The 12469-nt window shown below is 48.2% G+C and carries 10 protein-coding genes; 5 read left to right on the top strand and 5 right to left on the bottom strand.

Annotated features, from left to right (window positions below):
• Nucleotides 1-112: 112 nt before the first annotated feature.
• From MGMO_RS09640 to MGMO_RS09630, 3 genes are read left to right on the top strand one after another with little or no spacing between them, the layout of a single operon-like run.
• Entirely contained in the window at nucleotides 113-703 is a 591-nt protein-coding gene (locus tag MGMO_RS09640; protein ID WP_023494867.1) for an ATP-binding protein, read from the top strand.
• Nucleotides 700-1404, top strand: coding sequence for a response regulator (locus MGMO_RS09635; protein ID WP_023494866.1), 705 nt, complete (start codon nucleotides 700-702; stop codon nucleotides 1402-1404). The genes MGMO_RS09640 and MGMO_RS09635 overlap by 4 nt, the downstream gene beginning before the upstream one ends.
• Nucleotides 1401-1712 carry a hypothetical protein gene (locus MGMO_RS09630; protein WP_023494865.1) on the top strand — a complete coding sequence of 104 codons (312 nt, stop codon included), beginning with the start codon at nucleotides 1401-1403 and terminating at the stop codon, nucleotides 1710-1712. The genes MGMO_RS09635 and MGMO_RS09630 overlap by 4 nt, the downstream gene beginning before the upstream one ends.
• A gap of 528 nt (nucleotides 1713-2240) precedes the next feature.
• On the opposite strand, the gene MGMO_RS09625 is transcribed toward MGMO_RS09630, so the two are convergent.
• The 4 genes from MGMO_RS09625 to htpG form a co-directional block, all read right to left on the bottom strand.
• Complete coding sequence (locus MGMO_RS09625; RefSeq protein ID WP_235557259.1) at nucleotides 2241-3836, bottom strand: bifunctional aminoglycoside phosphotransferase/ATP-binding protein; 1596 nt, start codon at nucleotides 3834-3836, stop codon at nucleotides 2241-2243.
• A gap of 211 nt (nucleotides 3837-4047) precedes the next feature.
• On the bottom strand, nucleotides 4048-4728 hold the full coding sequence (locus tag MGMO_RS09620) for a J domain-containing protein (protein ID WP_023494863.1): 681 nt from the start codon (nucleotides 4726-4728) through the stop codon (nucleotides 4048-4050).
• Nucleotides 4729-4852: 124 nt separating this feature from the next.
• The gene (gene mgtA, locus MGMO_RS09615) at nucleotides 4853-7414 is read right to left on the bottom strand and encodes a magnesium-translocating P-type ATPase (protein ID WP_023494862.1); all 2562 of its coding nucleotides are present in this window, start codon (nucleotides 7412-7414) and stop codon (nucleotides 4853-4855) included.
• Nucleotides 7415-7773: 359 nt separating this feature from the next.
• Nucleotides 7774-9729 carry a molecular chaperone HtpG gene (gene htpG, locus MGMO_RS09610; RefSeq protein WP_023494860.1) on the bottom strand — a complete coding sequence of 652 codons (1956 nt, stop codon included), beginning with the start codon at nucleotides 9727-9729 and terminating at the stop codon, nucleotides 7774-7776.
• 245 nt (nucleotides 9730-9974) lie between these two features.
• On the opposite strand from htpG, the gene MGMO_RS09605 reads away from it, so the two are divergent.
• Together MGMO_RS09605 and MGMO_RS09600 are read left to right on the top strand one after the other, a co-directional pair.
• Nucleotides 9975-10508, top strand: coding sequence for a hypothetical protein (locus MGMO_RS09605; protein WP_023494859.1), 534 nt, complete (start codon nucleotides 9975-9977; stop codon nucleotides 10506-10508).
• Between the two features lie 160 nt (nucleotides 10509-10668).
• Nucleotides 10669-11262, top strand: coding sequence for a YcbK family protein (locus tag MGMO_RS09600; RefSeq protein ID WP_023494858.1), 594 nt, complete (start codon nucleotides 10669-10671; stop codon nucleotides 11260-11262).
• Nucleotides 11263-11329: 67 nt separating this feature from the next.
• Here MGMO_RS09600 and MGMO_RS09595 read toward each other — a convergent pair whose 3' ends face one another.
• Nucleotides 11330-12283 (bottom strand): MerR family transcriptional regulator, encoded by a 954-nt coding sequence (locus MGMO_RS09595; protein WP_023494857.1) that lies wholly within the window; start codon nucleotides 12281-12283, stop codon nucleotides 11330-11332.
• Nucleotides 12284-12469: the final 186 nt, after the last annotated feature.

Below are 12469 nucleotides of genomic sequence, written 5' to 3'. Positions count from 1 at the left end.
ATCTTTGCCGCAATCGGTCGAACCACATTTTGGACAATTCATATTAGCCTTTACCCCTACAAATTGGGTAAGTGTAGCAAATGCTATACTAACTTAACAATACCAAATAAAATTGGTCGGTGCGATCATTGAGGAAGCCCAGCGCATATCGGAGCTGACTAATAAAATCCTCGAAATGGCCAGGCTGGAAGCCGGTGAAGTGGTGCTTAACCGGCAGTGGTATGCGCCCGAAGAAATTGTTGGCAGCGCCCTACGCCGGCTCGACAAGAGACTAAAAACTAGGCAGGTCAATGTCAATATGACGGATGGCTTGGTGTTGATCCATGTCGATGCCGTATTGCTGCAACAAGTATTGGTAAACCTGTTGGACAACGCGGCCAAATATTCCCCTGCAGGACGTCCCATCGATATTTCAGTCGAAACCAAGCCGCATGGCCTGTCGATTACCGTAGCGGATAACGGGCCTGGAATCCCCGAGGACTTACAACAAAAGATTTTCGACAAATTTTTCCGTATCCATCCGGAACGCGCCCAAAGTGGCGTGGGTTTGGGCCTGTCCATCTGCCGAGCCATAGTCGAAGCGCATGGCGGCGACATCCGGGTTGCCAACCGAAGCGGAGGCGGCGCTAGGTTTCAGTTGAACCTGCCGTTTCAGGAATTCCCTCCCACCATAGAGCCGGAAGAAAAAGAACTGACGTTATGAAAGAATCAAGCCCATTACTTTTGCTCATTGAAGATGACCCACCATTTCGATTGTTGTTGGCCACGACGTTGGAAAATCAGGGGTATCGGGTGCTTGCCATCGAAACCGGTAGAGAGGGATTGATTGCTGCCCGCAACCAGCAACCCGGCTTGCTGATCCTAGACCTGGGACTGCCGGATATCGACGGTCAGGAAGTTATCCGCCGCCTGCGCAAGTGGTCTCAGTTGCCTATCATCGTACTTTCAGCACGTAATCGGGAAACCGATATTACTCTGGCATTAGATAATGACGCCGACGATTATTTGACTAAACCCTTCAGCAACCCTGAATTGATGTCCCGCATCAAAGCCCTGCTCAGGCGTATTGCCATGCTTCCCGGCGGTACCCAGGAGATTTTCCAAGTCGGTGAACTGAAAATTGAACTGACAAAACGCCGAGTTTGTGTGGCAGAGCAAGAAGTCCACCTGACACCCATCGAATTCCAGTTACTCTGCGAACTGGTCCGTAACGCCGGATTTGTCATCACCCACAGGCAATTGCTCCAAAAAGTCTGGGGAGCGTCCTATGTCGAACATAGCCACTATTTACGGATTTACATGGGTCAATTACGCCACAAGATTGAATCCGATCCGGCACGCCCACGCTATTTGCTGACCGAAGCAGGTATTGGTTACCGACTGCACCAGGAGGAAGATGCGTGATCCGATTAGGACATTATTCATGCCCGAAGTGCTGTAAAGAAAATTTCGGTTCAGGACGATTCGGCACATCCATTCAATGCCGCTGCGGAGCCTGGATTTCCCAAACCCAAACCGCCCTGAATAAAGTCAGGCACTATTGGATAGTACAAATCGCCCTTACTTTTGGAATTGCCACGTTCTTCTTCGCATTGGCGTTATTTTTTCGAGACTTACCGAAAGATCCCTGGGGACGCTTCCTCAGCCCAGTGTTGCAAGAACCGGCTGTCACCGTTTTCATCATCAGTTATGTTGGTTCTTATCCAGCATAAAAAGAAGTGCGGCAGCGAGGATGTAGTATACCGCTATTTCCTCTGTGCTATTGTTCTGATGAGCATAGGTTTTATTGCTGATCTTATTCTTGCTTGAACGTGTCTTATATTATAAGCAGTTCGATCTTGATCTTGCCCCGAGTTCACGGACAATCAGAAAGGCTGATTTTTAGCGCTTCAAAAGCATCCAAGTTGAGATAGTTCAAGTTCGAATAAAAACATTAGCGATCGCACTTCAGTTGATTCCCCCACTTATTCTCGGAAAGGAATCTTAGATTAATGTTTCATACTTTGAGCGTCTGCTTTAGGCTTTTTGAAATTCTGGTATTGAAAATATTGACCGACAGGAGTTGGCCGCATTAGTCAGTTCGTTATTGACAAAGAATAAAAAATCGACTGGCTGCTTTGGATAATTCTGGGTGATTTTTATAGCTCTTTTCCATAATCTTATGGTGGCTTCTTTGACCGATAATACGCACGATCTAATGCCCATCTAATTTAGCAATGGTTGGGACAAAATAAAATTCGTCAATTTAACAAACTTAAAGCGGTTAAGAGTTGTTCCAATGCATGACCATTCCTTTCTGTGTTTATCGTGACGACATGGTTTTTTTCTTCATCCGAGAGCGGTTGTGCCGCTTGTTGTTGCTGATGGAGAACGGCTATTGTCGCTTCCGATGGGTTCAATTGCCGTTGTTTGATGCGATTGCATAAGGTTTCTTCGGAGGCCTGGAAGTCGATAATGGAAAACTTAATGCGGCATTCGTCGGCAAGCTTGCGGAACAATTCCCGTTGTTCAACCTTAAGAAAGGCTGCGTCGATTATGACCGAAAAACCTGCGTCGACCACGGTTTTGGCCAAGCCGACCAAATGGCGGTAAGTCCTTTGCCCGGCTTCCTGGGTATACACGCCACTTTCGATATCACTATGGGTAGCCTCATGCGCCGAATAACCGAATAGGCGCTTGCGTTCAATGTCCGAACGGATTTGTATGGCACCGATTTTTTCTGCCAATTGGCTGGCATAGGTGGATTTTCCCGAACCTGAAAACCCGTGCGTAATAATCAGCATAACTGGGCTGGTTTTGGTAAACCGCTCAGCCAGATCGGCAAAATCGGTATAATCGGAAAGTATTTGTTCGCAAGCCGAGGTCTCGGAGTTTTGTGCCTTCCGCAATAATGTCACCTTAGCCCGAACCAAGGCGCGATAGGTCAGGTAATAGCGCAATAAGGCCAATCCCTGATAATCGCCAGTGTGCTGTAAATAGCGATTGAGGAAACGATAAGCGTAGCCGTCATAACCCAAATGCAATAAATCCATCACCAGGAAAGCCGCCTCGCTTATCACGTCAATCCAACGCAAGGATGGGTTAAACTCAATACAGTCGAAAATAACGACCTTAGCGCCAATAAGGGCCATGTTGCCCAAATGCAAATCACCGTGGCATTCGCGTATGAATCCTTGCTGTTTGCGTTGTTGCATGAGTGCCGACTTGCGCAGCCATTCATTATTTCCCCAGAAGGCAATGCCTTCCAGCTGGGACAATTGCTGCTTATCATCCAATAAGGGTTGGATGTGGTGGAAATTCTCGTCAAACCAATGTTTGATGTCCTGGCTGTCACCATAAGGCGACTGTTCCTCGGCTTTTTCAATGGCATTATGGAAGTCGGCAATAATCCGGGTGATCTGGTCTATTTCATCCGGTTTCAACTCCCCGCTTTCGGCAGATTCCCTGAGTGTTTGCGGCGAAGGGAACTGCCGCATCTTGATGGCATAGTCGATGGCTATGCCTGTGCCGTCCATTTTAGGGTGTTCGTGTTGTCCGGTGATGGGCACAACATCCAGGTACCAGTCTTTAGCCAAGCGTCGGTTCAACCTTATTTCTTCATGGCAATAATGCCGCCGCTTGTCCAGCGTGGAAAAATCAAGGAATCCGAAATTGACGGGTTTCTTGATTTTATAGGCGTATTGTCCGGTCAATAATACCCAAGAAATATGCGTTTCTATTAGCCGGATAGCGTCGGTCTCGTGCGGATAAGCATCCGCCTCAAATAGCCCTTTAATCAGGCTTGGACTTGAGTCCGATTCTATTTTGTTGCCGCCCATTTGCTGCATCTTCTTCATTACAATAAGTTTACGCAACTCCTCAAGCAACAGCATCAACCGCTGCACGGATATTGGGTATCTTCAACCGAATAAGTCAGGTTTCCCATCCCCTCGACAATGGCTTCGGTATGAGGCTTGCCATTGATTGCTAACCTGTTTTAGCGTGCAAACTACACCTCGTAACAATGGGTGTCGACAGATGACAATCCTAACACTGGCCTATACCTCATCATGGAGCAGGATCAATGGCAATTTTCTGGGCAGATTTTGTGTTTGCCGCACCCATTCCTTTTCTTTCATTTTCAGATGAATCAGCCTTTTGTTCTTCAGTCGCCTTCTTTCTGGCTCCTGCTTCAAGTTCGCCCCTCTCTCTTTCGGCCTCGAGCCTTACCGCCAACTGCCCACGCTTGGCTTTCTCTGGATCAGGCTGAACCATTGAAAATAATAAAAACACCACCGCCAATATCGATAAGATCCAGCTCCACTTTTTCCAACTTAATCGAGACATAGCAGATAAGTGACTAGAAATATTACGTTTTCGCATTACCGTGCCTCCTGCTTGCCCTGGTTTAAGCCGGTTGGTTTGTGAGGAACTTTCAGCCGTCAGTCCATCAAAGCTGGTCTTTTGTGAAAGTTCAATGCCTACGCCCCTAGCCTTGTCCAGTTCAATATCATAGGCCTTTCGTTTTTCAGGGTCAGATAAAACCCCATAGGCAAGACTAATCGCTTTTAGCTCATGGGCCGTTTCCGTGGCATTTGCGTTTTTATCAGGGATATGGCGTTGCGACAAAACTTTGTAAACTGCCCTGATTACGTCTTGACTTGCCTTCGGACTAATTTCAAGTATCTCGTAATAATCCATCATAACATTGATGCCCTCTTGTTCTTTTGCCCAAGTGACCAAGCCCATAAGATTGCTTCTCGCTCTTTATAGCTGGATGTTCCAGGTTATCGATTGTAACGCTGTAAGCTAACCAGTATTTGATCTGGATCAAGCATTAAGCTGGCTGCTCATTTCGGCTCCCCTCCTACCTTTAATGAAAGTTGCTTGCCCTGTACGAGCGGTAAAAGACTCTTTTGACCATTTCAACCAACGCGAGGTAGATCAGCACCATAGCCAGCAGAATGGCATAAAATTGGGCTGGCGGTGAAACAAAGCCGAAAAATATTCCCATTGGAGTAAATGGCAGTATAGCGCTGATTGCCACTACAGTGAGGGATGTCGCCACTAAGATCGGATGGGCGCGACTTTTGAACGGGTTGCCACGGGTGCGGATAATAAATATAACCAAGACTTGGGTGGTTAGTGACTCAACAAACCAGCCGGTTTGGAACAACGCTTCATTGGCTTTCAAGACGGATAACATCACATAGAAAGTCAGGAAATCGAACGCCGAACTGATGGGGCCGATCACCAGCATGAAATTGCGGATGAAGTCCATGTCCATGACCCGCGGGCTACGGAGTTCTTCGCTGTCCACTTTATCCAAGGGAATCGGCACTTCGGAGAGGTCGTAGAGAATGTTGTTGAGCAATATTTGCGTCGGCAACATAGGCAAGAAAGGCAGGAATAATGCCGCACCCGCCATGCTGAACATATTGCCGAAGTTGGAACTGGTGCCCATCATGATGTACTTCATGATATTGCCGAAAGTGCGTCGACCTTCCAGCACACCGTCGAGCAATACATTCAGGTCATGCTCCAGCAGGATCATGTCGGCAGCTTCTTTTGCTACATCGACCGCCGAATCGACCGAAAGCCCCACGTCTGCCGAATGCAATGACGGTGCATCATTGATACCATCGCCCAGGTAGCCGACCACATGACCGCGAGCCTTCAGCGCCAGGATGACCCTGTCTTTCTGCGATGGGTTGACCCGGCAAAACAAGTTCGCCGTTTCCACCCTGATACGCAAGGCGGAATCATCCATCTGTGCGATCTCCTTGCCGGTCAGTACACCTGTCACGGGAATGTTCAACTCACCGCAGACATGTTGGGTAACCAGTTCACTATCGCCAGTTACAATCTTAACCGTCACGCCCCACGCCTTGAGCGCGGTCAGGGCAGCTCCAGCACTCTCCTTAGGTGGATCAAGGAAACCAGCGAATCCCGCGAACACCAATTCCGTTTCATCACCGACGACGGCATGGGGGTGATCCAGAGGAACTTCGCGCCAGGCGATGCCCAATACGCGAAAGCCTTCTTTTTCCAGGTTGTTATGTACCTCGTGTATCCGTGCCATTGCGGCTTTATCGATCAGGGCCTGGCTCTTGTTACCCTGATCTTCATAATGGGTGCAAAGGGCAATAATATCCTCTGGCGCTCCTTTGACGACCAGCACCCGCGTATTGCCCTTGTCCAGCAGGACAGACACGCGCCGCCGTTCAAAATCGAACGGGACTTCGTCGATCTTCTGCCAGGCGCTCACGTCGATTTTTTCATGGGCCAAGATGGCATCGTCGAGCGGACTTTTAAGGCCAGTCTCGAAAAAGCTATTGAGATAGGCAAGTTCCAGCACCCGTTCGCCAGGGTTTCCCTGCGGATCTACGTGTTGCTCCAACCGGATTTTCGCTTCGGTCAGGGTACCCGTCTTGTCAGTACAAAGGACATCCATCGACCCCAGATTCTGGATAGAAGCCAAGCGTTTTACGATCACTCGTTTCTCAGCCATATGCAGTGCGCCACGCGACAACGTAACGGATACCACCATCGGGAGCAGCTCCGGCGTCAGGCCCACTGCGAGAGCCACCGCAAACAGGAACGAATCCAGCCAGGGCTTATGCATCAAGGCATTGACTAACAACACAAACAGCACCATCAGGATGGTCAGGCGCATGATGAGCAGGCCAAAACGGTGCGTGCCAACCTCAAAGGCAGTCGGCGGCGGCTGATTGTTAAGCTGATCGGCGATAGTACCGATAGCGGTGCCGGCACCCGTTTTGACTACCTGTATTCTAGCGCTTCCACTGATGACAGTGGTGCCCATAAACACGGCGTTGGTGGCATCCTGCAATTCAGTCGCATCGACGGCAAGCGCACCCGGACGCTTCTCGACGGGATACGATTCGCCAGTCAGCAGCGCCTGCTTGACGAACAGGTCACGCGCTTCCAATACCAACCCATCCGCCGGAATCATGTCGCCTGCGGAGACTACGGTGATATCGCCAGGAACCACTTCGGTCACGGGGACATCAATTGGCTTGCCATCTCGAATAACCCTGGCCCGCACCGAAACCGACCGGCGCAAACTTGCCGCCGCTTTACCTGCACGGTGTTCCTGGACGAAATCCAGCGTTACGCTCAACAGCACCATCACCGATATGATGACAAAGTTGGTCATTTCACCGGTAAAGGCAGAAATCGCACTGGCCGCCAGCAAAAGTAGGACTAAAGGGTTCTTGAATCGGGACAGGAATTGCAGTATTAGCGCCTGATCTTGATGATCGCGGAACAGGTTGGGACCAAATTTAGTTAGTCGATATCGAGCTTCAGTACTGGATAAACCCACTCTACCAGAAGATGTTTCTGCTTGGTCATTCAGCCACCAAGCAGGATTTTCTAGTTTGCCTTTAAATGGTAGCGTCGATTTTTTCATGAAAAACACCTAGTTGGGATATTTAAAAGCGGCAGTTACTTGTACACCGAATTTTAATCCTTTTTATTGCGTTTCTTTATTACATAAAAATCAGGAAAGCGATTACCGGCCGGACATTTAAGGTTTAATGCGTTGTTGGGTAGGCACAAAGGATACGTTTAGCAAGTAGCACGTCAGGTTGAACCCACTCGATGAAGCTCAACAAAATAAAGAAGTCTTGAATGCTGGGCTTCACTAACGCCCACCCAACGCGTCGCTTTGATGAGTTCATCGTTCCCACACTCCAGAGGGAACGATGAATCAAAAATTTAGATTCCGTTCAGGGTTCGACTAGAGCCCCACGTATGGGAAGGCATAAATTACTTCAATAACCCCTGCAACAAGCCATTCAACTTATGCACAAATGCCGCCGGGTCATCCAACTGCCCACCTTCGCTTAAGATGGCTTGGTCGAATAGGATATTGGTCAAGTCGGCGAAGCGAGCATCGTCTTGTTCTTCTTTAAGTCGTGCCACTAAGGTGTGGCCGGGGTTGATCTCAAAGATCGGCTTTTTGTTCATACCGAAACCCATGCCTTGCCCGGCATCTTTCATGATGCGCTCCATGTTCAGGCTCATTCCGTAAACGTCGGCAACCAAGCAAGCGGGAGAATCGGTTAGGCGTTGGCTTAATTTGACTTCGCTCACCTTATCGCCCAGGACTTCCTTGATTTGCGTGATGACGGACTCAAAATCCTTAGCCGTTTCTTCCAGCTCTTTTTTGGCTTCTTCGTCTTCCGGCGTTTTCAAATCCAGGTCACCCTTGGCGACGGATTGCAGATGCTTGCCGTCGAACTCATCCAGGTGAGAAATCAGCCATTCGTCGATGCGGTCGGACAACAACAGGACTTCAATACCTTTTTTGCGGAATATTTCCAGATGCGGACTGTTCTTCGCTGCGGCGTAGCTTTCGGCGGTAACGTAATAAATCTTATCTTGGCCTTCCTGCATCCGGCTGACATAATCTTCTAAAGTCACGTCTTGCTTGTCGGTGTTGGTATGCGTTGAAGCGAAGCGGAGCAATTTAGCGATGCGTTCCTTGTTACCGTGATCTTCAATCGGCCCTTCTTTGATAACCTGGCCAAATTCTTTCCAGAAAGCTTCGTACTTTTCCGGCTCATTCTTGGCAACGCCTTCCAACATGCCCAGGACTTTCTTGACCGCGCCGGACTTGATCGTGCTAAGTTGCTTGCTTTGCTGCAAGATTTCGCGCGATACGTTCAACGGCAGGGAGCCGGCATCGATAATACCGCGAATGAAGCGCAGATAACGCGGCATAAGTTGTTCGGCATCGTCCATGATAAAAATTTTACGAACGTAAAGTTTAACACCGTGCTTGGCATTCCTGTCCCAAAGGTCGAACGGCGCACGGCTGGGCACATAAAGCAATAAGGTGAACTCGTTCGTGCCTTCAACCTTGCTGTGCACATGTACGAGCGGGTCTTGCCAATCATGGCTTACGTGCTTGTAGAATTCATTGTAGTCTTCGTCTTTAATATCCTGGCGGGCTTTCGTCCACAACGCCGATGCGCTGTTGATGGTTTCATCTTCCGGTTGCGGCGGCGTTTCATCTTTCGCTTCGGCTTCCTCGCCTTCTTTGTCGTCCTCGTCTTTGTAGGATGGCACGACTTCCTTGGTCATGATGATGGGAATGGAAATATGGTCGGAGAATTTCCGCACGATGCTGCGCAGACGGTAGCCGTCCAAAAATTCGTCTTCGCCAGCTTTGAGATGCAGGACGATTTCCGTTCCGCGCTGCTCTTTGCTGATGGTTTCCAGGGTATATTCGCCTTCACCGGACGATTCCCAGCGTGCACCTTCATCCTTGCTAGCGCCCGCTTTGCGGGTGGTTAACGTAACCCTATCGGCGACGATAAAGGACGAATAAAAACCTACGCCAAATTGACCGATCAACTCGCTGTCCTTGGCTTGCTCACCCGTCAATTTTTCGAAAAACTGTTTGGTGCCCGATTTGGCAATCGTGCCAATATGTTCCTGCACTTCATCTCGGGTCATCCCGATACCGTTATCGGCGATAGTGATAGTCCGATTTTCTTTGTCGAATGCCAAGCGAATCTTTAATTCACTGTCGCCTTCGTACAGGCTATCGTTCGACAAGGCTTCGAACCGAAGCTTATCGGCAGCATCGGAACCGTTGGAGATTAATTCACGTAAGAATATTTCCTTGTTACTGTACAAGGAGTGGATCATCAGGTGTAAAAGGTGTTTGACTTCGGTTTCAAAACCGAGGGTTTGTTTTTTTGCTTCGGCAGACATTTTTACTGTTCCTAAAAGGGTGAAAATAACTGTGTTTGATGTAAGGGCGGAATTTTTTTTTTCAAGTCTACAAGGATTTTTCGCCAAACTTTTAGCTGCACCTGTGGTCTCAAACAAGGGAAGTCCAGACGTCTTTATAACAGGGTGATTCCTTTTGGTGGTTCGATTAACCCATCATAAACGCAATTTACACTTTGCCGCTCGTCTAGGGACTTATTCAGAACACACCTCACGGGAGAAGGCGCATGAAATGTATTTATTACCTCACTTCTACACTCGACAGCACCGGCCATATCACTGACGACTTGCACGATGCAGGAATTGGCGACTGGTTTATTCATGTTTTGAGCAAAGATGAAACAGGGCTCAGCAAAAAAAAGATCCATTCGAGCAATTATTTAGAAAAATTGGATCTGCTACGGTTTGGTATTATCGGCGCAATAGTTGGATTTCTTGTAGGATTGTTTGCGGCAAATTTATTGAAAACAACCCAGCCGTTCGGGCCCGATGTGCCGAACATCGTGTACTATGCAATCGTTGGAGTAATCACTTCGTTCGGCGCATGGGAAGGCGGTTTAACAGGAATCGCCAGTGAAAATAAAAAAGTCGCCTTGTTTCACGATGATATAGCGGCGGGTCGGTATTTAATCTTGATTTATGCCCATAAGGAGAAGGAGGCCATTGTCAAATCTGTCATGCAATCGAAACACCCTGAAGCTAATTTGGTGGCTGAAGACAGCTATTTTTATAACCCCCTGTCCACCCTGAAACGAGTATGAATTTTTCGGTTTGACCAAGCATTACAACACCACTACATCGTAAAACGGGTAGATTGGCGTTTTCCCCGTAATTCACGACCAGGAGGCCGTTTAAGGAAATTTTAAGGATTTACAAGCAAAATCAAAGTCTGTTAACTATGAGGCAAGGCCGCATTGCATTATGAATGAACCTGATTGGGTAGATCCGACCGTTACCGGCAACAATGATGGCTTGTCCAGAAGGCGGTTCCTTAAGGGTTTGGCTTGTGGTTCACTGCTGATTGGCTCGCCAAAAATCGTACAGGCTGCTTTTTCGGGCTTTACTGCCCGCAAAACCATTTCCTTGGAGCATCAACATACCGGAGAAACCTTAAATATAACTTACTACGAGCAAGGACGTTATATCTATGGCGCTTTGGACGAAATCAGTTATTTCTTGAGGGACTACCATAACGACTCGATGCATTCTGTCGATCCGGCTTTGTTAGACCAGTTGTATGATGTCAAATTATTGCTGGGCAAAAAAAAGCCTTTCCAAATTGTTTCGGGTTACCGATCCCCCGAAACGAATGCCAGTTTGCGTAGGCATAGCCGAGGTGTCGCGAGACAAAGTTTGCACATGGAAGGACGCGCCGTTGATATCCGCATGGAAGGCGTGAGCACGAGGGCCATTCGGGATGCAGCGCTCGCCTTGCAAACGGGCGGCGTAGGCTATTACCCTTATTCTGATTTTGTCCACCTGGACACCGGCAATATAAGGACTTGGCACAGATAGCCGCCGGATACAAACGCAAAGGTTAGCGGATTGATTCGGCAAATATAATACGTTTTTAGAAAGGAGATTATTGGGTGTTTTGACCGCTTAGTTCTTCAAGGATTTCCTTGAAATGGTCGTAGCTTTTAATATTCAACACCCCCACTTGATCCAAAATGGCTTCATAATAACCCGCCGCCCGACCGCCTACGATTAGCGCGACATCGTTACCAATTAATTTTCTCAGCCTCCGCAATTCCTTAGCAATCAACAGGTCATCTGTTTGGCAACTAATGCTGATGGTTACCGCCGTAGCATCGGTGAACCTTACCGCCGCCGCAATTTCTTCTGCCGGTAGATTTGCACCGAGATAGGTGACTTTCCAGCCTTTTAATTCCGCAATAATGCCCGCAAGCAAGGCACCGAGTTCATGCAATTGGTTGATGGGAGTGCTGACAATCATTTTGGGCGCGTCAGGGGAGGAAGGCGTATTGTTCCGCAAGATATAAGTCAAAGAACGCACGATAGCCGAAGCCATGTGTTCATGCACCGGCCTTAATTCACCAGTCCGCCAGCGGTCTCCGATCAGCGTAAGCAAAGGGTTCAGCAATTTTTCAATAAATATTTCCGTACCCAATTCTACGATGGCATTTTCAAAATGCGACTCCAGCGCATGGGCATCGAAAGCCAACACTGACGCATAACATTTTTGTACGTAATCTTCAGCAATATGTTGCCGGTTGCCATTCAATGGCATCGGCTTTTCCAAGGCCTGAGAGACGGAATCGCTTTCCTTCTTTAACAAGTCTTTCAACTCATCTAAAGAGTGGTTTGCTATCTGGCTTATGCTGTGGCCATTGCTTGTCGCTTGGTTTAACAGTTTTAGCCGGGCAATGTCCAGATCGGTATAGACACGATGGCCGCCTTCAGTACGCGTCGGTTTTACTGCCTGGTAACGCCGTTCCCACGCCCTGACTAAATCAGATTTGACTCCCGACCGTTTGGATACCGTGCTAATTAAGTATTGTGCTGACTTATCCATAGTGAGACAGTAGTGGCGTATTGAGTACAAAGGGAGTAAGGGCAGATTCTATCATACGTTATACAATATATGGACAAAGGTGCATTGTTCTTCGTTATTCCTTGTCCTGACTTAATATAATGCTGTTTTAAGGGCTGTCAACTGTGAAAATTGGGCTGTACACCGCATCGAAACTCGGATTTTGTC

This window comes from Methyloglobulus morosus KoM1 (assembly GCF_000496735.2).
Lineage (GTDB): Bacteria > Pseudomonadota > Gammaproteobacteria > Methylococcales > Methylomonadaceae > Methyloglobulus > Methyloglobulus morosus.
The sequence above is the reverse complement of the archived record's forward strand: the minus strand, read 5'-3'. Positions and strand labels throughout refer to the sequence as shown.

Coding starts and splice junctions, on each gene's coding strand:
- MGMO_RS09620 (WP_023494863.1), bottom strand. CDS start 4,728: ATGGGCTTGGTCACTTGGGCAAAAGAACAAGAGGGCATCAATGTTATG.
- mgtA (WP_023494862.1), bottom strand. CDS start 7,414: ATGAAAAAATCGACGCTACCATTTAAAGGCAAACTAGAAAATCCTGCT.
- MGMO_RS09600 (WP_023494858.1), top strand. CDS start 10,669: ATGAATGAACCTGATTGGGTAGATCCGACCGTTACCGGCAACAATGAT.
- MGMO_RS09605 (WP_023494859.1), top strand. CDS start 9,975: ATGAAATGTATTTATTACCTCACTTCTACACTCGACAGCACCGGCCAT.
- MGMO_RS09595 (WP_023494857.1), bottom strand. CDS start 12,283: ATGGATAAGTCAGCACAATACTTAATTAGCACGGTATCCAAACGGTCG.
- MGMO_RS09635 (WP_023494866.1), top strand. CDS start 700: ATGAAAGAATCAAGCCCATTACTTTTGCTCATTGAAGATGACCCACCA.
- htpG (WP_023494860.1), bottom strand. CDS start 9,729: ATGTCTGCCGAAGCAAAAAAACAAACCCTCGGTTTTGAAACCGAAGTC.
- MGMO_RS09625 (WP_235557259.1), bottom strand. CDS start 3,836: ATGAAGAAGATGCAGCAAATGGGCGGCAACAAAATAGAATCGGACTCA.